Below are 17,210 nucleotides of genomic sequence, written 5' to 3'. Positions count from 1 at the left end.
GTACTGACTTGTGTCGATAACTCGACTTGTTTTGATCTCTTGCGAGATCATCACTTGCACGCTCGTTGTTCAGTTTTCAAGGAGCAAATCCCTTACTTGGAATCATCGTAATGCAACTCTTTTTTCATCGAGTAACTTTTTGCGACGACCCCTTTAATATAACACAACATCCGGAATCAATGCAAGCATTTTTTCTAATAAATATTCGAGAGGCTCGTCTGATCCATGACTTAGCGATGTTGCGAAACATAATTTAACACATCCGCTTTGTTAAAGTCAAGCCTTCATTCGACAAAAAAACAATCTCTTATTGATAATTACGATTCCGGGCATACCGAGACAAATCTTTAGGAGTCGCCAGCCGGGCATACATGCGGAATATAACGGTATATCTCGATTCGATCGCACGTTTCACTTCGCCGTCGAGACGGTTGTCTTTCAGATCGAACAGCATTTCATCCAATTCTTTGCGAAGTACATATCCGAGTTCCTTGCATTCTCTTTGATTAAATAAAAATCCGAGCATAAGCGAATCATGCGCCTCCGTTCTGAAATGGGAAGTGGCTGCAGGCCGTTTCAGCAGGCCGTTTACAACCGCCTTACTGTTATGCTCACAATTTGCCAATTTTATGATGGAGGCGCAATAATATTTTGATTTTCTATAGTTGAACAATCCAAGGCGTAATGGTGCTCTCGATAATTGCAGCGGCTAGCAGCGAACCAACGAGAAGAATGACGAGAGGCACCGTTATTTTCAGAAACTGCTCCAAATCCGCCGCAAACGCATTCCGCCCTTGGCTGCTGAATAACCGGAGCATCCCTTTGGCCATAATTGCCCCGAATTTAATCCCGTAAGCACATGCGACAATAATAGCCGGGATTTCAATGATTCCGTGAGGAACAATCGCTTTGAAGAAAAAGCCGAGCTCTCCGGCATTCGCTTGAAGCTCCGCCAAATAGCCGACGACCATGCCGTTAATCAGCAGAAAACCGATAGGAAGCACGCCAAAGAAAATTCCCGCAAAAATGATAAGCACCGACTTGATTGCATTGTTAAGAAAAATAAACCCGAATAGCCAAAGCACCGAATTCTCCTTCTCCGAAATGGAACGCGCCAGGCTTTCGAGTCCTTTGATCTGGCTTTGCAGCATGTTGTCAAATTGCTCCGAATACCCGTAGCCAAGCACGATGCCGGTTGCAAAGATAAGCATCGAGACGATGAAATATTTGTTCATTTCTCTGAAATGGATAAATAATGCTTTAAATCTCATCCCAATGTTCCCCTCTCCTCAATATGTTTATTTACAGGAATCCAACTAGACAAGCATAAGATAGCGGTACGAGCATACCCTTTATTATAGACTATATACAAGCCTTTTGCGCACGCCCCCGTCAGCTGCGAAAGGTTCAAAGGAGGCTTCGAATTGCTGTGAACTTCTTCTATGTCATGAACGGCAAAAAACTGAAACGGTATCTTATCGTCTTCGTCGCCGTTTTATTTGCCATCGGAATCGTATATTCCGAAAGCGACAACATCACCGTCTTCTCCCAAGGGGAACCGGCAGCCATCTACAGCGTGGAGACGGACAAGAAGGTCATTGCGCTCACGTTCGACATCAGCTGGGGGGACACACGGGCCGAACCGATCCTCAAAATTTTGGAGGAAAAGGGCGTAAAGAAAGCAACCTTCTTTTTATCTTCTCCCTGGAGCCAGCAGCATTCCGATATCGTTCAAAAAATTGTCAAAGGCGGCTGGGAAATCGGCAGTCACGGACATAAGCACGTCAATTACAGCAAGCTGAGCGACGAGGAAATCCGCACCCAGATCCAGACTGCTCATGGGATTCTGCAGCAGACTACCGGTCAAAATCCGAACCTGATCCGGCTTCCGAACGGCGATTTTGACAAAAGAGTACTGCGTATTGCCGGCGAGCTGGATTATAAAGTGATCCAGTGGGATACTGACTCGCTAGACTGGATGAACAAAGGCGTGGACAACATTATTAACCGTGTGCTGACCAAAGCCCATCCCGGCGATATCGTACTGATGCACGCAAGCGATACCTGCAAGCAAACTCATGAAGCGCTGCCCACTATTATCGATCAGCTCCGGGCCAAAGGATACGAATTCGTTACGGTCAGCGAGATGCTTCAGCAAACGAACGTTGTCCAGAAAGAAGCGGAGCGTCAAACGATCGGCAATCTTTTTTAGGCGGGCTGCTTTGCAAAGAACGGTTCCGCAGAAAGTAGTATATATAACGCAAAAAGAGCCCTTGCAGGCTCTTCTCCACCGGTATTCCCTGGAATTCCACATAAAAAGCGGGTTACGCTTTTACCGGAGTTCCGGGGTTGTTTTTTGCCGGTACGATTTTGTGAAGCATCAGAATTTGCCACGCATTACAAACGAGCAGAGGCACAATCATAATGAACATGTACGTCCAGTCCTCGAGATTAAAAGCTGGAATCGCCTCTAAAATCGTGACTACGGACATAAAAAACATCGTCGGTATCCATGCCTTCTTATTCGTTTCCTTGACTTTCTGGAGCGTGACACCAACGGAAGCCGCCACAATCACTATCGGCAAAACGATATATTGCATCCAGCCGCCGCTGCCAGTTGAAGCATTGAACCTCAAATACACGATATCAAACAGCGCTACGACAATAATGATGACCTGTAAAATGTCCCAATACAGCATTTTCCCACGAAAAAGACTTAAAGCCACATACCTTACCGTCAAGTAAGCAAAAAAACCCATCTGGCTAAGTACCGCAATCATGCTCGCCCCGAATATCATGAACAGCCACTCGTACCAGCCCACCGACACGCCAAGGAAGCTGAAATCCTTTACAGTCAGCTTAATGATAATACTGATGATCATCCCCGCCACCGTACCGATCAGCAAGGTTGTCCAGAATAAATAGTTCCATTTTCTCAGCGTCAACTTCGACCCCTCCGACTTTTGTTGCTTCCTACAGAATAATCCCATACCGTCCATTCAATTGTATCAACCCTGGCCCAAAAAAGCGAATCCTTCACGACCAATCTTCTCCGAACATAATGCGGCCAAATCTACAAATACTACGATATAACCACAACAAGGCCAAGTTCTTCGGTGCTTGCATGCCGGAGATTCAGCCAAGAAGGGAGCAGCATGTCCCATGCATTGGAAAAAACTGCGCGGAATTTCCGCTTTGCTTCTGTTGCCATTATTGATTTCATGCGGAGGCGGGGGCGGAGGTTCTGCCCAAGGAAGCGGTTCTCAAAGCTACAAGGATACGAAGTCGATGGTACTCGACATATTGAAATCGTCGGACGGGAAAAAAGCCATTAAGGAAGCGTCCAAGGAAAGCGACAACTCTGCTGCCGGTATGATCCAAGCCCAATCGGCCAAGGACGGCAAAATCCAGATGTTGTCGGCACAAGACGCCCAGCAGCTTCAATTGGTCGTTAAAGACGTGCTTACCTCTGACGGCAGCGACAAAATGATCAAAACGATGATGACCGATCCGAAATTTGCCGGCGATTTCGCCAAGGCGCTGCAGAAAGAAAACAAACAACTGCAGAAGGATTTGTTAAAGGACCCCGAATATCAAAAGCAGATGATCGATCTGATGAAAAATCCGGATTACGAAAAAATCATGCTGGATACGATGAAAGGCACCCAATATCGGCAGCAAGTCATGACGATCATGCAGGAAGCTCTCCAAAGCCCTCTATATCGTCTGGAACTGATGCAATTGTTGAAGAAGGTTATGGAAGAGGAATCGCAGCCCAAAGCCCAGGGAGGCAAGCAGCAAGGGGAGAAAAAAGGCGGCGAGAAGAAGGAAGACGAGAAAAAAGAAGACGGCGGCGGCGCGCAATAAGGGACGAGCTGTTACCCGGTCGGTTCGTGTCCGCAGGTTAGTACAAATGCCAAAGAAAGTACTGGCCTCTCGGCCAGTACTTTCTTGTTTGCGAACACTTATTCGCCATGGCGGATAACCGCTTCTGCGACCTCCAGATACATTTGCCCGATCTCGGTATCTTCCTTGTACACGGATGGCGAATAGTCCGGTTCCGAGATATGGTTGTCCGGAGCGCCAAGCGGAATTTGAGCGAGCAGCTTCGTATGCAACTCTTCCGCCAGCTTCGCTCCTCCACCCCGGCCAAAGACATAATCTTTCTGTCCGCATTGGCCGCAGCTGTAGTAGGCCATATTTTCCACGATGCCAATAATCTCATGGTTCGTATGCACCGCCATCGCCCCCGCGCGTGCCGCTACAAAAGCCGCAGTAGCGTGTGGAGTCGTCACGATGATCTCCTTGCTGTGGGGAATCATTTGATGCACGTCAAGCGCGACATCGCCCGTTCCCGGCGGCAAATCGAGGATCATGTAATCGAGTTCTCCCCACTCCACTTCGGAGAAGAAGTTCCTCAGCATCTTGCCAAGCATCGGACCGCGCCAGATGACCGGAGCGTTATCCTGTACGAAAAAACCCATCGAGATCACTTTCACGCCAAAACGTTCGGTCGGGCGGATCAACTGATCGACGAGCTCCGGGCGTTCCTCGATGCCCATCATATCCGGTACGCTGAAGCCGTATATGTCAGCATCGATAATTCCGACCCGTTTTCCTTTACGTGCCAAAGCAACTGCAAGATTCACCGAAACCGTCGATTTGCCTACGCCGCCTTTGCCGCTGGCTACCGCAATAAACGTCGTCTTGGAGCCTTCGTCCAGCAAGTTGGTCGGATTTGCCTTCGCTGGCTCTTTCGCTTCGGCCATCTTGCCGATTTCGGAGCGATCGAAATCCGACATTTCCCGGAACCGAATATGTACGTCGGAGACTCCGGATTTCTGGAGCGACTCCGTTATTTGCGTGCGGAGCTCTTCCTTGCGGGCTTCCTCATTCGACGAAAGGACGACGCTCAAGGCGACGCCGGATGGTTTGACCATAATGTCCTTGATCAAATTAAGCTCGACCAAGCTTTTGCCGTATACCGGATCCTGCAGGTGACGCAGCGTTTCCAGTACTTGTTCCCGAGTCATCGTGATAGCCCCCCGTTACCGTAATCGTTCGTTCTCCGCTCATTATAGCACATGTTCGGCTCGGGATTGAAATGGTTATCCTCCGAAGGGTCATGACCTCTTATTCGGTGACGTAACGCAAAATGCCCCGATAAATCGACTCGGCCACCTTCCGCTGGTACTTGGCGTCCGCCATCAGCCGCGCTTCTTCCGGGTTGGACAAAAACCCGACCTCCACAAGTGCTCCGGGTATGGTCAGCGCTTTCAGCAAGTAAAACGTATTCTCGGTTTTAGGCACACGGTCGGTGTTGCTCAAATTCGTGCGAATCTCGCTTTGGATGAATCCGGCCAGCTTTTTCCCTTCCTCATTGGCAGAGTTATAAAAGGTTTGCGCCCCCTTCCACTTGGCTGAGGGGATGCTATTCAAATGAACACTGACAAGAATGTCGGCTTTTGCATTCTCGATCAAGGCGACCCGGTTGTGCAAATCTTCCGTTTTCCGCTTGCTGTACCCTCTCGTCGCGTCGTTCGCCAAATCCCGGTCATCTTCCCGGGTCATCACGACTACTGCGCCGCTTTGCTGCAAGTAATCACGCAAATAAAGCGAGATGGCCAGATTCACTTCTTTCTCGACCAAGCCGGCGCTGCTGCTCGCCCCTCCATCCGGCCCGCCGTGACCGGCGTCGATCGCAATGACTTTCCCCGATAAAGGCATCGTCCAATACGACCAGGTCCGGCTTGTAGGCAGCTCGTAGGTGAATAAAAAAATCATAAGAATCACGAGCGCTGATGACATAATTAGTTTCAGTTTCCCGTTTAGATTCAGCCAGACGACGATACTGGCCCTTCTTCTCCGCATAGAAAATCCACCCCTGTCCGATAGACTCCTTAGAAATCTATATGGATCGGGGTGGACAAATATACCTATAGGTTGTTCGATGGAACCAATTGATCGGACATTCCTTCAATCAGCACCTGAGCGACCTCCGGACGGGTGAATTCAGCCGGAGGGCAGATTCCTTCCCGAAGCATCGCGCGTACTTTGGTGCCGGATAAATGCATATGATGCGATTTGTCATGCGGGCAAGTTTTGCTCGTGCCCATGTTGCCACATTTGGTGCAGAAGAAGCTATGTTCGAAAAATAGCGGAGTTATTCCTAATTCCTCAGCCGTAAAGTTCCGGAATATTTCCTGCGCTTCATAAGTGCCGTAATAATCCCCGACACCGGCGTGGTCACGGCCCACTATGAAATGAGTGCAGCCATAGTTTTTGCGCACCATCGCATGGAAGACTGCTTCACGGGGACCCGCATAACGCATGGCCGCCGGGAAGACGCCAAGGAACGTTCGCTGCTTCGGATAATAATTGTCCAGCAGCACCAGGTAACTTTTCATCCGCACGTCTGCAGAAATGTCGTCGGATTTCGTCTCGCCTACGAGAGGATTCAGGAACAAACCGTCGACGATTTCCATCGCCGTCTTCTGAATATATTCGTGCGCCCGGTGAACCGGATTGCGGGTCTGAAATCCAACGACGGTTTTCCAGCCATTCTGTACGAAACGTTTGCGTGTTTCTGCCGGGTCGAAGTAAAAGTCCTGAAACTTCGACGGTTTCGGACGGTTCAGCACCTGTACCGGCCCGCCTACGTATACTTTAGGCCGTGAGAACAGCTTCTGCACGCCAGGATGTTCGCGATCGTCCGTCTTGAATACTTTTACCGCTTCTTCGCGTTGGTCGACCGTATACACGCTTCTGACTTCCAGCAGCGCATATACAACCTGATCCTCTTCTCCTACAAGAGCTATACGCTCGCCAATCAACAGCCGCTCCGCCAACGTCTCCTCGACCGGAAGGACGATGGGAATGCTCCATACCGCCCCGTCAGCCAGACGCATACGATCCAGAACCGATCTATAATCTTCTTGAGTCATGAACCCTGTAAGCGGAGAAAAAGCTCCGATCGCGATCAGATCCAGATCCGATATCGTCCAGGAGTTAACAGGAATCTGTTGCAGTTGTTCGGCCTCCAGCAGCAAAGCGTCGCGCTGTCCGCCAGTGACCAAACGGTTGATCAGGGTACCGCCGTGTGGCTTAATCGTTTCCGACATGTTGGTTCCTCCTCAGGTTACTGAGCTTTGCGCTAGCAAAGCTTATCTTCGAAAGCGTAACTGCGCTTTCGTTCTGCTTGCCTGGCTAGCGGCTGCTTATTTGTGCAACCCGCACTCTGTCTTCTCGAAGCCTGCCCAACGTCCTGCGCGCGGATCTTCGCCAGGTAATACTTGGCGTGTGCATTTTTCACAGCCGATACTAGGATAATACTGGTCATGGAGCGGATTGTAAATCAAATCATGTTCACGAATATAGTTCCAGACATCCTCAGATGTCCAATCTGCTATCGGATTGAATTTGACGAGACCGAATTTTACGTCATATTCGATCTTCTTGGCGTTTGCCCGTGTCGGAGCCTGATCTCTGCGAATACCGGTGATCCAAGCTTCGTATTTGCCCAAGATGTTCGTAAGCGGATCGACTTTACGGATATTGCAGCATGAAGTCGGATTCGACTTCCACAGTTCCGCCCCATGAAGAGCTTCTTGCTCCTGCAAAGTCAGTTTAGGAATGACCCGTACGAAGGACATCCCATAGTGCTCCTCCAGGCGTGCCTTAGTCTCATAAGTTTCTCTAAAATGGAGATCCGTGTCCAAATAAAAAATATCGGTTGAAGGCGAAACCTTTTGCAAAATATCGACCAGAACGACGTCTTCCGCGCCAAAGCTGCAAGCAAACGTTATATTCGGGAAGGTCGCGACCGCCCACTCTACTACCGCATCCGCGGATTGAGTTTCCAACGTTTGGGCTGCTTCGAGGATGAGCGCTTCTTTTTCCAGCAAGTTCATACGAATGATCCTCCTTAAGACTAATTCCGAGTTTATCTATGTGTTTTATTGTATATATTCATTATAAGGGTAAATGATCGAGTGTCAATAGTTTCCTTATGAACCTTCCGACTCATTTTAGGCACACCATCATAGTATGGCGCCGGAAATGTTTGGTGCACGACAAAAAAACCTTTTCCGCCGTAGCGGAAAAGGTTCGTTGTTGTTGGTTCGAACTTAACGTTTGGAGAACTGAGGAGCACGACGAGCAGCTTTCAAGCCGTACTTCTTACGTTCTTTCATACGCGGGTCGCGAGTCAGGAAGCCTGCGCGCTTCAAGGAACCGCGGAAATCCGGATCTGCCTTGAGCAATGCGCGGGAAATACCGTGACGGATCGCGCCAGCTTGTCCTGTAGTACCGCCACCGTTCGCGATGACCAGTACGTCGTAACGGCCAGTCGTTTCAGTCAAAGTGAGCGGTTGTTTCACGATCAGCTTCAACGTCTCCAGACCGAAGTATTCGTCCAATGGACGATTATTAATAACAATCCGTCCTTCTCCCGGTACAAGACGTACACGTGCTACCGAGTGCTTCCGACGGCCGGTTCCATAATATTGAACTTGTGCCATGAACAGGTCCTCCTCTTAATTATCCGCGAAGTTGCCAAACTTCAGGTTTTTGTGCTTCGTGTGGGTGCTCCGAGCCAGTGTACACTTTAAGCTTCGTTTTCAGCGAGTCGCCCAGACGGTTTTTCGGGAGCATGCCGTAAACAGCCAGTTCAACCATGCGATCTGCTTTTTTGTTCAGCATCTCTTGAGCTGTCGCCGTCTTCAATCCGCCTTGATATTGAGAATGGCGATAGTATTTTTTCTGCAGCAATTTTTTACCGGTCAATACGACTTTGTCAGCATTGATAATGATCACGAAGTCACCCGTATCGACATGCGGTGTAAATTCAGGCTTCAACTTACCGCGCAGAATGGAAGCAGCTTCGCTTGCCATACGTCCGAGCGTTTGTCCGGCTGCATCGATAATGTACCATTTCTTTTCAACTTCTTGTGGCTTAGCCATATATGTGGTACGCATTCGCAATGTCCTCCTAAATAAATCTACATCGAAAACAATTGTTTAGGGTAGAAAAAACATCCTCATTGGTTGGTGCTCTCATAACGCGGGGCGTGGGAGGCCAGTTATGAAATACCATTTAATATATTACAACATTTCCGGGTGTGGCGCAAGTCATTTCTTACATTTTAAACCGTACAAACCGGCTAATACACCACTTCCCACAGCATCAATCCGTGAGCCATCGCTGTCGGTCCTGCAAGTCTGCGATTTTGGGCTCTTAACACGTCTCCCATGTTCGCAGCTGTGCGCTTGCCCTCGCCGACCTGCATAAGCGTACCCACGATGATTCGTACCATATGCTGCAAAAAACCGTTACCAGTTACCCATACGTGAATGAGACCCGGACCGCTTCCCGTCTCCGCATCCACTGTCTCGATATAAGCGTCATAAATGGTGCGGACATGAGAGGGTTTCGTCGACTTCACGGAACAATACGAGGTGAAATCGTGTTCGCCGATCAGCGCCTGGAGCGCATGGCGCATCGCTTCCACGTTTAGCGGAGTCGGATGGTGAAATTGCATATGTCGCTGAAATACGTCCGGCACGCGATTGCAATTGATCGTATACCGGTACGTCTTCCTCTTGGCCGATCTACGCGCGTGGAAATCCGGATCCGCCATACGCGCCTCCAGGATGCGAATGTCCGGAGGCAGGCGCGAATTGAGCGCAAGAGCCAACCGTTGAATCGGTATGGAGGACGAGGTAATAAAGTTGAATATTTGCGCGCGCGCATGTACCCCAGCATCCGTACGCCCCGAAGCTGTAATGTGAATTTTCTCGCCCATAAGCTTCTCAATGGCCTCTTCGATTCGGTCTTGAATCGTGTTGCCTTGCAGCTGAGATTGAAAACCGAAATAACGGGTCCCTTCATAGCTTACGGTCATGACCAGGTTTCTCAGGTAGACCACCCCAAAGAGACAAAGGCTGTTTCCGCGTCTGCCGGAAGTCATTCGTACAAGGCGCATGCGGTCTGGTATGGTTATACCGTGTCAGACACGAATGCTCCTCGCCGAATTCGTTCCTTGTACTATCTGCTTACAAAAAAAGGGCTTCAGCAGAATCAATGATTCTGTCCACCCTTTCATCCGGTTAATTAAGCTCGGTCAACCAGTTCCAAATATACCATCGGTGCAGAGTCGCCGCGACGAGGTCCCAGCTTGAGGATACGCGTGTATCCGCCTGGACGCTCGGAGTAGCGAGTTGCAAGTTCCGTGAACAGCTTCTGGATCGCGTCTTGATCCGATCCTTCCAACTGTTCGCGACGAACAAAAGCGGCTGCTTGACGACGCGCGTGCAAATCTCCGCGCTTAGCCAGCGTAATCAGCTTTTCCGCAATGGAACGAACTTCTTTCGCTTTACCTTCCGTCGTCTGAATGCGTTCGTATAAGAACAGATCGGTTACCAGATCCCTGAACAAAGCCTTCCGGGCGCTGGAGTCACGACCCAATTTTTGGTATGCCATCTGTTTCCCCTCCTTCTGTAATCGTACGGTAGAACCTCAGGAACAGCCGCGCAGGAGTTCCGTCCGTCGATCAATCTTCCGCGCGCAAGCCGAGTCCGAGCTCTTCCAGCTTCTCTTGAACTTCCTCCAAAGATTTGCGGCCCAGGTTGCGGACCTTCATCATATCTTCTTCGGTTTTCGTAATAAGCTCTTGCACGGTGTTGATACCCGCACGTTTCAAGCAGTTGTAGGAACGAACCGAAAGATCGAGCTCTTCGATCGTCATCTCCAACACTTTTTCTTTCTTGTCTTCTTCTTTTTCGACCATAATTTCCGCATCTTTCGCCTCATCGGTCAAACCGACGAACAACATTAGATGCTCGGTCAAAATTTTCGCGCCAAGGCTGACGGCTTCTTCCGGTCGAATGCTTCCATCGGTCCACACTTCGAGGGTAAGTTTGTCGTAATTCGTGACTTGACCGACACGAGTATTCTCGACACTGTAATTGACACGAGTGATCGGGGTATAGATGGAATCTACCGGGATAACTCCAATCGGCTGATCCTCTCTTTTGTTCCGATCTGCAGCAACATAGCCTCTGCCGCGACCCGCGTGAATACGCATGTGCAAACGAGCGTCTGCAGCAAGCGTTGCAATGTGCAAGTCCGGATTAAGGATTTCTACATCGCTATCCGCGCGAATATCGCCGGCGACTACATTGCCTTCGCCCTCAGCGTCAATTTCCAGTACCTTCTCCTCGTCGGAGTGGATCTTCAAAGACAATCCCTTCAAATTCAGGATAATCTCCGTAACATCCTCCATCACGCCGGGCACCGTCGAAAACTCGTGCAGAACGCCGTCAATTTGAACGGAATTGACCGCAGCTCCCGGCAATGAGGAAAGCAAGATGCGGCGCAAGGAGTTCCCGAGCGTTGTGCCGTATCCGCGCTCCAGCGGTTCGATCACGAACTTGCCGTATTTGCCGTCATCGCTCAGTTCAACGGTTTCGATTTTTGGCTTTTCAATTTCGATCATGAACTTAACCCTCCTTAAAAACGTCGTTTCCCTCCGGATTCCCTGCAAGCGCAAAAAGGAATAGTATGCCTATCGTCCACATCCATTATTCACATGTTTCCGATAAATATACTATAGGAACCATAATCAGACACGACGACGTTTCGGCGGACGGCAACCGTTATGAGGTACCGGAGTTACGTCTTTGATGAGGTTGACTTCAAGGCCTGCTGCCTGGAGCGAACGGATTGCAGCTTCGCGTCCTGCGCCTGGTCCTTTAACGACTACCTCAACAACTTTCATTCCATGCTCCATAGCGGCTTTCGCTGCAGATTCAGCAGCCATTTGAGCTGCGAACGGAGTGCTTTTACGCGAACCTTTGAAACCGAGGTTTCCGGAGCTCGCCCAAGAAATTGCGTTACCATGCGGATCCGTGATCGTTACGATCGTGTTGTTGAATGTCGAACGGATGTGAGCGACACCAGATTCGATATTTTTACGGTCACGACGTTTAGTCCGTGCTACTGCCTTTTTCGGTTTAGCCATGAGAGTTATCCCCCCTTATTATTTCTTCTTATTCGCTACTGTACGACGAGGTCCTTTACGCGTACGGGCGTTTGTTTTGGTGCGTTGACCGCGAACCGGCAAACCGCGACGATGGCGAATGCCACGATAGCAGCCGATTTCCACAAGTCGCTTGATGTTAAGGGCAATCTCACGACGAAGGTCGCCTTCCACTTTCAACGTTTTGTCGATCGCTTCACGGACTTTGTTTACTTCGTCTTCCGTCAGTTCGCGTACACGAGTGTTCCCGTTAACGCCAGTTTGGGCGATAATTTTTTGGGAAGTCGTTTTGCCGATACCGAAAATGTACGTCAGCGCGATTTCCAACCGTTTGTCACGGGGCAAGTCTACTCCAGCTATACGAGCCATTAGAGATCGTGCACCTCCTTTTAACCTTGTTTTTGCTTATGCTTCGGATTTTCGCAAATGATCATGACGGCGCCCTTGCGACGGATGACTTTGCATTTTTCGCAAATCGGTTTGACCGACGGTCTTACCTTCATGTTTATTACCTCCTGAGAACTTTGCCATGGCGAAGCCCCAAAGTTGACATCTTAAGAAATCAATGAGCTCTGCGCTGCAAAGCTGCTTAAGCATTGCCGAACTTTGCCGGAGCAAAGTATTTATTTAAATCGGTACGTGATCCGACCTCTGCTCAAATCGTAAGGCGACAACTCGACAGTGACTTTATCCCCCGGCAATATACGGATAAAGTGCATCCGAATCTTACCCGATACATGGGCCAGCACCTGGTGTCCGTTCTCGAGCTCCACTTTGAACATCGCGTTCGGAAGCGGCTCGATTACTTTACCTTCTACCTCAATTACATCTTCTTTGGCCACGGTCATTCTCCTTTCTCATGCGCTTCGGATTGTCCGCTTTCCATAAACTTGCAGATTGCGTAACGAAGTTTGCCGTTGGTTACGCATCCCGTCTCCGAAATGCTGCCGGCTACCTCGCTGCTGACAAAATCAAACAATCGCAGATGAAGCAGGTTTTTCTTCTTCGGCCCAGCGAACTTGCGCTTGTCGCCGTCGGCAATCCATACGAACCGGTCATCCAGCAAGCCGACAATAACCGCGTATTGATCTTGCTCCCTGCCGCGCAGCACTTTCACGATCCGCCCGATCTCCGGGATAACCGTATGATCGGAGGTAGATACTAGATGCCCTTGGTTCGCATCATTCATCATTCGTCACCAGATCCGTCGATCGTTAAAATCTCGTATCCATCCGGAGTGATGACGATCGTATGCTCGAAATGCGCACAGAGCGAACCGTCGACAGTTACGACCGTCCAGTCGTCCTCCAGCGTTCTTACGTACCGTTCGCCAACGTTAACCATTGGTTCAATGGCTAGCGCCATGCCCGGTTTGAGCCGGGGGCCGCGGTTCGGAAGTCCGTAGTTGGGTATCTCCGGTTCCTCATGCAAGTCTTTACCAATTCCGTGCCCCGCATACTCGCGCACGATAGAGAAACCTTCTTCTTCCACGCAAGTTTGAATCGCGTGCGAGATAGTAAACAGGCGTACATCCGGTCCCGCTAACGCGAGGCCTGCATATAGCGATCGCTCCGATACTTCGAGCAGCTTACGGGCCGTTTCCGAAACTTCGCCCACCGGATACGTCCAGGCGGAATCGCCATGGTATCCTTTGTACTGCGCTCCGATATCGATGCTGATGATGTCGCCTTCCTTCAGCTTTCTGTCACTGGGAAAACCGTGAACCAGTTCCTCGTTGACCGAAGCACAGATGCTGGCAGGAAAACCGTTATAGCCTTTAAAAGATGGTGTAGCGCCCTGACTTCGAATGAAAGTTTCAGCGATCTGATCCAATTCCTTAGTTGTAATGCCAGGCTGAACAGCTTTGGCCATCAACCGGTGCGTCTTGGCGACGATCCGGCCAGCTTCCCGCATGAATTCCAGTTCAGCTTCGGACTTACAAATGATCATCAGGCTTGACCTCGCAGCAAGGAAGAAATCTCAGCCGTTACTGCATCGATGTCCTGTTGTCCGTCTACTTCACGCAGCAGCCCTTTGTTCGAATAATAAGTGAGCAAAGGTGCCGTTTTGTTTGAGTATTCGTCCAACCGGGTCCCTACCTTCTCCTCCGTATCGTCGGAACGCTGGTACAGCTCACCGGAGCATTTGTCACAGACGCCTTCGGATTTTGGAGGATTAAACATAACGTGATAAGTGGCTCCACAAGATTTGCAGATGCGCCGGCCGGTCAGCCGTCCGAGCAGCAAATCCCGATCCACTTTCAAATTGACAACGTGATCGATCTTCTTCCCCATGGAAGCGAGCATCTCGTCCAGAGCTTCCGCTTGAGCGAGTGTTCTTGGAAAACCGTCGAGCAGAAATCCTTCGTCGCAATCCGGCTTCTCCAGACGCTCCTTAACGATTCCGTTCGTAATCTCGTCGGGTACCAGCAAGCCTTGATCGACAAAGCTTTTGGCCTGAACACCGAGCGGAGTCCCTTGGCTCATCGCGAGCCGGAACGCGTCTCCGGTGGATATGTGCGGTACACGAAATCCATCGACGATTCGTTCGGCTTGCGTTCCTTTACCGGCTCCCGGAGGACCCATGAAAAGAATGTTCAATTTACGCACCCTCCCTGGAGGTTTCCGCGAGCGAAAACTTCCCTCATGCGTTATTTGTTGATGAACCCTTTGTAGTGGCGCTTAATCAGTTGGCTTTCGATCTGTTTCATCGTCTCCAGAGCAACGCCGACCACGATAAGCAGCGATGTACCGCCGATCGTAACTTGCTGAGGCAAGCCGGCCAGGTTGGTGAAAAACACCGGAAGGATCGAGATAACAGCCAGGAAGATCGCACCGGACAAAGTGATACGTGTCATGACACGCGTCAAGTAAGTCGCCGTCGTCTTACCAGGGCGGATGCCCGGGATATAGCCGCCGTTCTTCTTCATCTGCTCAGCCATTTGGACCGGATTGATTTGCACGAACGTGTAGAAGTACGTGAAACCGATAATCAACAGAACGTAAAGCACCATGCCCAAAGCGGCAGTGAACGCCAAGTTGTTGATAATCCAGTCGGCCACCACGTTACCGCGCCAGAACTGGGCGATCGTCGGAGGAAACACGAGCAAGGACGATGCGAAGATAACCGGGATAACACCGGCTGCGTTTACTTTGAGCGGAATGTGCGTCGATTGACCGCCGTACATTTTACGTCCCACAACGCGTTTCGTATATTGCACCGGAATTTTGCGTACGCCTTGCTGAACGAAGATGACACCAACGATGATCGCGACTACGACCAATACGATAATGACAACCTTCAGGATGTTCAGGAACAGGGCGCTGTCCGCAGACTCTGCAAACAAACGCAAGTAAATCATGTTGATTCCGTTCGGAATCGAAGCGATAATCCCGGCGAAGATGATAATCGAGATGCCGTTTCCGATACCGTATTCGGTAATTTGCTCACCGAGCCACATTAAGAACGCGGTACCCGCGGTTAATACGATCGCGATAAGCAAATAAGTGGTGAAACCAGGATCAAGCACAAGCTGCATGCCGTACAGACGGTTAAATCCGAATGCAACGCTGTATGCCTGAATTAATCCAAGCACGATTGTGCCGTATCGAGTGATTTGCGCCAGTTTTTTCCTGCCCACTTCGCCTTCCTTCGCCCATTGGGCGAATCGTGGTACAACGTCCATCGACAGAAGCTGCACGATGATGGAAGACGTGATGTAAGGCATAATCCCGAGTGCGAAGATCGAGAACTGGAACAAAGCGCCACCGGAAAAAGTATTCAGCAAGCCGAATACGCCTCCGCTCGAAGATTGATCGATGCTCTTCAAGATATCCGCGTCGATGTTCGGTACCGGGATAAAAGCACCGATCCGGTACACGATCAAAACGAGAAGCGTGAATATAATTCTTCTTCTCAGATCTTGTACCTTCATGATGTTGGACAACGTCTTGAACATCAAATCACCTCGGTTTTACCGCCGGCAGCTTGGATCTTTTCGACGGCAGATTGAGAGAACTTATTCGCTTTTACTGTCAGTTGTACAGTAAGCTCGCCGTTACCCAAAATCTTGATACCGTCTTTCGGGTTCTTAACTACACCCGATTGCAAAAGCAGTTCCGGAGTAACTTCCGTTCCTGCGGAAAACTGGCTCAATTCATCCAGGTTTACAATCGCGTATTCCGTACGGAAGCGATTGTTGAAGCCGCGCTTCGGCAAACGGCGATACAGAGGGTTTTGCCCGCCCTCGAATCCTGGGCGAACGCCGCCGCCGGAGCGTGCGTTTTGACCTTTGTGACCTTTACCTGAAGTTTTTCCGTTTCCGCTTCCGATCCCGCGACCTACACGGTTGCGAGTTTTTTTCGAACCCGGTGCAGGTGTCAGTTCGTGTAACTTCATCGGTGCACCTCCTCAACATGTTGGTTAAAAAACAAACCGGACCGTAATGTCCGAATTATACTTCTTTGACTTCAACCAAGTGGCTGACTTGGTTGATCATGCCACGGATCGACGCCACATCGTTGTGTACGACCGTTTGGTGAAGCTTGCGCAAACCAAGCGTTCTAACAGTAACGCGTTGAGTCTCCGGGCGGCCGATCAAGCTGCGCTTGAGGGTAATTTGCAATTGCTTGGACATTCCGTTTCCCTCCTTAACCTAGAAGCTCTTCAACCGTTTTGCCGCGAAGCTTGGCTACTTCCTCAGCTCGCTTCAAACGTTGCAAACCTTCCAAAGTTGCATGAACCATATTAATGGAGTTGGAAGATCCGAGCGACTTTGTCAAAATGTCGCCGATGCCAGCCAGTTCCAATACGGCGCGAACCGGGCCACCAGCGATAACTCCTGTACCTTTCGATGCCGGCTTCAAGAGTACGCGGCCTGCTCCGAAATGACCGATAACTTGATGCGGGATCGTCGTGCCGACGATTGGAACGTGGATCAGGTTTTTCTTCGCGTCCTCGATGCCTTTGCGGATCGCGTCTGGTACTTCGCCTGCTTTACCGATGCCGGCGCCTACCCAACCGTTGCCGTCTCCAACGACGACGAGTGCGCTGAAGCTGAACCGACGACCGCCTTTAACGACCTTGGCAACGCGGTTCAGGTTAACCAACTTCTCTTTAAGGTCCAATGTATTGGGATCTACGCGCAAGTTTCTTACCTCCTTGTTAAAGATT

Annotated in this window: 25 protein-coding genes; 2 read left to right on the top strand and 23 right to left on the bottom strand. The window is 50.1% G+C overall.

Annotated elements, in window-relative coordinates:
* Positions 1 to 307: 307 nt before the first annotated feature.
* A complete protein-coding gene (locus IDH45_RS30465; protein ID WP_190931923.1) occupies positions 308 to 526 on the bottom strand; it encodes a hypothetical protein in 219 nt (72 codons plus the stop codon).
* Positions 527 to 659: 133 nt separating this feature from the next.
* Positions 660 to 1,271, bottom strand: coding sequence for a stage II sporulation protein M (locus IDH45_RS30460; RefSeq protein ID WP_190931922.1), 612 nt, complete (start codon positions 1,269 to 1,271; stop codon positions 660 to 662).
* A 158-nt stretch (positions 1,272 to 1,429) separates the two neighbouring features.
* Here IDH45_RS30460 and pdaB point away from each other — a divergent pair, with 158 nt between their 5' ends.
* Positions 1,430 to 2,212 (top strand): polysaccharide deacetylase family sporulation protein PdaB, encoded by a 783-nt coding sequence (gene pdaB / locus IDH45_RS30455; protein ID WP_190931921.1) that lies wholly within the window; start codon positions 1,430 to 1,432, stop codon positions 2,210 to 2,212.
* Positions 2,213 to 2,324: 112 nt separating this feature from the next.
* On the opposite strand, the gene IDH45_RS30450 is transcribed toward pdaB, so the two are convergent.
* A complete protein-coding gene (locus IDH45_RS30450) occupies positions 2,325 to 2,945 on the bottom strand; it encodes a KinB-signaling pathway activation protein (RefSeq protein ID WP_190931920.1) in 621 nt (206 codons plus the stop codon).
* A 217-nt stretch (positions 2,946 to 3,162) separates the two neighbouring features.
* On the opposite strand from IDH45_RS30450, the gene gerD reads away from it, so the two are divergent.
* Positions 3,163 to 3,867, top strand: a complete 705-nt coding sequence (gene gerD, locus IDH45_RS30445; RefSeq protein WP_190931919.1) for a spore germination lipoprotein GerD — start codon at positions 3,163 to 3,165, stop codon at positions 3,865 to 3,867.
* Between the two features lie 98 nt (positions 3,868 to 3,965).
* Here gerD and IDH45_RS30440 read toward each other — a convergent pair whose 3' ends face one another.
* The 20 genes from IDH45_RS30440 to rpsE all read right to left on the bottom strand — a co-directional run bounded on the left by IDH45_RS30440 (position 3,966) and on the right by rpsE (position 17,185).
* The gene (locus tag IDH45_RS30440) at positions 3,966 to 5,033 is read right to left on the bottom strand and encodes an Mrp/NBP35 family ATP-binding protein (protein WP_190931918.1); all 1,068 of its coding nucleotides are present in this window, start codon (positions 5,031 to 5,033) and stop codon (positions 3,966 to 3,968) included.
* 100 nt (positions 5,034 to 5,133) lie between these two features.
* Positions 5,134 to 5,871 (bottom strand): N-acetylmuramoyl-L-alanine amidase CwlD, encoded by a 738-nt coding sequence (gene cwlD, locus IDH45_RS30435; protein WP_190931917.1) that lies wholly within the window; start codon positions 5,869 to 5,871, stop codon positions 5,134 to 5,136.
* 65 nt (positions 5,872 to 5,936) lie between these two features.
* Positions 5,937 to 7,121, bottom strand: coding sequence for a sulfate adenylyltransferase (sat, locus tag IDH45_RS30430; RefSeq protein WP_190931916.1), 1,185 nt, complete (start codon positions 7,119 to 7,121; stop codon positions 5,937 to 5,939).
* Between the two features lie 96 nt (positions 7,122 to 7,217).
* A complete protein-coding gene (locus IDH45_RS30425) occupies positions 7,218 to 7,910 on the bottom strand; it encodes a phosphoadenylyl-sulfate reductase (protein WP_190931915.1) in 693 nt (230 codons plus the stop codon).
* Positions 7,911 to 8,126: 216 nt separating this feature from the next.
* Positions 8,127 to 8,519, bottom strand: coding sequence for a 30S ribosomal protein S9 (gene rpsI / locus IDH45_RS30420; RefSeq protein ID WP_190931914.1), 393 nt, complete (start codon positions 8,517 to 8,519; stop codon positions 8,127 to 8,129).
* A 19-nt stretch (positions 8,520 to 8,538) separates the two neighbouring features.
* Positions 8,539 to 8,976, bottom strand: coding sequence for a 50S ribosomal protein L13 (gene rplM / locus IDH45_RS30415; RefSeq protein ID WP_190931913.1), 438 nt, complete (start codon positions 8,974 to 8,976; stop codon positions 8,539 to 8,541).
* A 185-nt stretch (positions 8,977 to 9,161) separates the two neighbouring features.
* Positions 9,162 to 9,917, bottom strand: coding sequence for a tRNA pseudouridine(38-40) synthase TruA (truA, locus tag IDH45_RS30410; RefSeq protein ID WP_190931927.1), 756 nt, complete (start codon positions 9,915 to 9,917; stop codon positions 9,162 to 9,164).
* A gap of 194 nt (positions 9,918 to 10,111) precedes the next feature.
* On the bottom strand, positions 10,112 to 10,480 hold the full coding sequence (gene rplQ, locus IDH45_RS30405; protein ID WP_190931912.1) for a 50S ribosomal protein L17: 369 nt from the start codon (positions 10,478 to 10,480) through the stop codon (positions 10,112 to 10,114).
* 70 nt (positions 10,481 to 10,550) lie between these two features.
* Complete coding sequence (locus IDH45_RS30400; RefSeq protein ID WP_190931911.1) at positions 10,551 to 11,495, bottom strand: DNA-directed RNA polymerase subunit alpha; 945 nt, start codon at positions 11,493 to 11,495, stop codon at positions 10,551 to 10,553.
* Between the two features lie 126 nt (positions 11,496 to 11,621).
* Complete coding sequence (gene rpsK / locus IDH45_RS30395) at positions 11,622 to 12,020, bottom strand: 30S ribosomal protein S11 (protein WP_190931910.1); 399 nt, start codon at positions 12,018 to 12,020, stop codon at positions 11,622 to 11,624.
* A gap of 18 nt (positions 12,021 to 12,038) precedes the next feature.
* The gene (rpsM, locus tag IDH45_RS30390) at positions 12,039 to 12,407 is read right to left on the bottom strand and encodes a 30S ribosomal protein S13 (RefSeq protein WP_190931909.1); all 369 of its coding nucleotides are present in this window, start codon (positions 12,405 to 12,407) and stop codon (positions 12,039 to 12,041) included.
* 20 nt (positions 12,408 to 12,427) lie between these two features.
* Positions 12,428 to 12,541: a 50S ribosomal protein L36 gene (rpmJ, locus tag IDH45_RS30385; RefSeq protein ID WP_190931908.1), complete on the bottom strand. Its 114-nt coding sequence runs from the start codon at positions 12,539 to 12,541 to the stop codon at positions 12,428 to 12,430.
* A 120-nt stretch (positions 12,542 to 12,661) separates the two neighbouring features.
* A complete protein-coding gene (gene infA / locus IDH45_RS30380; RefSeq protein WP_110843848.1) occupies positions 12,662 to 12,880 on the bottom strand; it encodes a translation initiation factor IF-1 in 219 nt (72 codons plus the stop codon).
* A 2-nt stretch (positions 12,881 to 12,882) separates the two neighbouring features.
* Entirely contained in the window at positions 12,883 to 13,227 is a 345-nt protein-coding gene (locus IDH45_RS30375) for a KOW domain-containing RNA-binding protein (RefSeq protein ID WP_190931907.1), read from the bottom strand.
* Entirely contained in the window at positions 13,227 to 13,988 is a 762-nt protein-coding gene (map, locus tag IDH45_RS30370) for a type I methionyl aminopeptidase (protein WP_190931906.1), read from the bottom strand. Before map ends, IDH45_RS30375 begins: the two co-directional genes overlap by 1 nt.
* Complete coding sequence (locus tag IDH45_RS30365) at positions 13,988 to 14,638, bottom strand: adenylate kinase (protein WP_190931905.1); 651 nt, start codon at positions 14,636 to 14,638, stop codon at positions 13,988 to 13,990. Before IDH45_RS30365 ends, map begins: the two co-directional genes overlap by 1 nt.
* Before the next feature lie 50 nt (positions 14,639 to 14,688).
* Complete coding sequence (gene secY / locus IDH45_RS30360; protein ID WP_190931904.1) at positions 14,689 to 15,996, bottom strand: preprotein translocase subunit SecY; 1,308 nt, start codon at positions 15,994 to 15,996, stop codon at positions 14,689 to 14,691.
* A complete protein-coding gene (gene rplO / locus IDH45_RS30355) occupies positions 15,996 to 16,436 on the bottom strand; it encodes a 50S ribosomal protein L15 (protein WP_190931903.1) in 441 nt (146 codons plus the stop codon). The genes secY and rplO overlap by 1 nt, the downstream gene beginning before the upstream one ends.
* 55 nt (positions 16,437 to 16,491) lie before the next feature.
* Positions 16,492 to 16,674, bottom strand: a complete 183-nt coding sequence (gene rpmD / locus IDH45_RS30350; protein ID WP_190931902.1) for a 50S ribosomal protein L30 — start codon at positions 16,672 to 16,674, stop codon at positions 16,492 to 16,494.
* Between the two features lie 13 nt (positions 16,675 to 16,687).
* A complete protein-coding gene (rpsE, locus tag IDH45_RS30345; RefSeq protein ID WP_190931901.1) occupies positions 16,688 to 17,185 on the bottom strand; it encodes a 30S ribosomal protein S5 in 498 nt (165 codons plus the stop codon).
* Positions 17,186 to 17,210: the final 25 nt, after the last annotated feature.

Source organism: Paenibacillus oceani (assembly GCF_014705615.1).
Classification (GTDB): domain Bacteria; phylum Bacillota; class Bacilli; order Paenibacillales; family NBRC-103111; genus Paenibacillus_AB; species Paenibacillus_AB oceani.
The sequence above is the reverse complement of the archived record's forward strand: the minus strand, read 5'-3'. Positions and strand labels throughout refer to the sequence as shown.

Bases quoted from the DNA above. Each gene is read 5' to 3' on its own strand.
- secY (WP_190931904.1), bottom strand. From the start codon at position 15,996: ATGTTCAAGACGTTGTCCAACATCATGAAGGTACAAGATCTGAGAAGA.
- IDH45_RS30465 (WP_190931923.1), bottom strand. From the start codon at position 526: ATGCTCGGATTTTTATTTAATCAAAGAGAATGCAAGGAACTCGGATAT.
- rpsM (WP_190931909.1), bottom strand. From the start codon at position 12,407: ATGGCTCGTATAGCTGGAGTAGACTTGCCCCGTGACAAACGGTTGGAA.
- rpmJ (WP_190931908.1), bottom strand. From the start codon at position 12,541: ATGAAGGTAAGACCGTCGGTCAAACCGATTTGCGAAAAATGCAAAGTC.
- IDH45_RS30440 (WP_190931918.1), bottom strand. From the start codon at position 5,033: ATGACTCGGGAACAAGTACTGGAAACGCTGCGTCACCTGCAGGATCCG.
- rpmD (WP_190931902.1), bottom strand. From the start codon at position 16,674: ATGTCCAAGCAATTGCAAATTACCCTCAAGCGCAGCTTGATCGGCCGC.
- map (WP_190931906.1), bottom strand. From the start codon at position 13,988: ATGATCATTTGTAAGTCCGAAGCTGAACTGGAATTCATGCGGGAAGCT.
- IDH45_RS30425 (WP_190931915.1), bottom strand. From the start codon at position 7,910: ATGAACTTGCTGGAAAAAGAAGCGCTCATCCTCGAAGCAGCCCAAACG.
- IDH45_RS30375 (WP_190931907.1), bottom strand. From the start codon at position 13,227: ATGAATGATGCGAACCAAGGGCATCTAGTATCTACCTCCGATCATACG.
- rplQ (WP_190931912.1), bottom strand. From the start codon at position 10,480: ATGGCATACCAAAAATTGGGTCGTGACTCCAGCGCCCGGAAGGCTTTG.
- sat (WP_190931916.1), bottom strand. From the start codon at position 7,121: ATGTCGGAAACGATTAAGCCACACGGCGGTACCCTGATCAACCGTTTG.
- rplM (WP_190931913.1), bottom strand. From the start codon at position 8,976: ATGCGTACCACATATATGGCTAAGCCACAAGAAGTTGAAAAGAAATGG.
- IDH45_RS30460 (WP_190931922.1), bottom strand. From the start codon at position 1,271: ATGAGATTTAAAGCATTATTTATCCATTTCAGAGAAATGAACAAATAT.
- rplO (WP_190931903.1), bottom strand. From the start codon at position 16,436: ATGAAGTTACACGAACTGACACCTGCACCGGGTTCGAAAAAAACTCGC.
- IDH45_RS30400 (WP_190931911.1), bottom strand. From the start codon at position 11,495: ATGATCGAAATTGAAAAGCCAAAAATCGAAACCGTTGAACTGAGCGAT.
- rpsK (WP_190931910.1), bottom strand. From the start codon at position 12,020: ATGGCTAAACCGAAAAAGGCAGTAGCACGGACTAAACGTCGTGACCGT.
- cwlD (WP_190931917.1), bottom strand. From the start codon at position 5,871: ATGCGGAGAAGAAGGGCCAGTATCGTCGTCTGGCTGAATCTAAACGGG.
- rpsI (WP_190931914.1), bottom strand. From the start codon at position 8,519: ATGGCACAAGTTCAATATTATGGAACCGGCCGTCGGAAGCACTCGGTA.
- gerD (WP_190931919.1), top strand. From the start codon at position 3,163: ATGCATTGGAAAAAACTGCGCGGAATTTCCGCTTTGCTTCTGTTGCCA.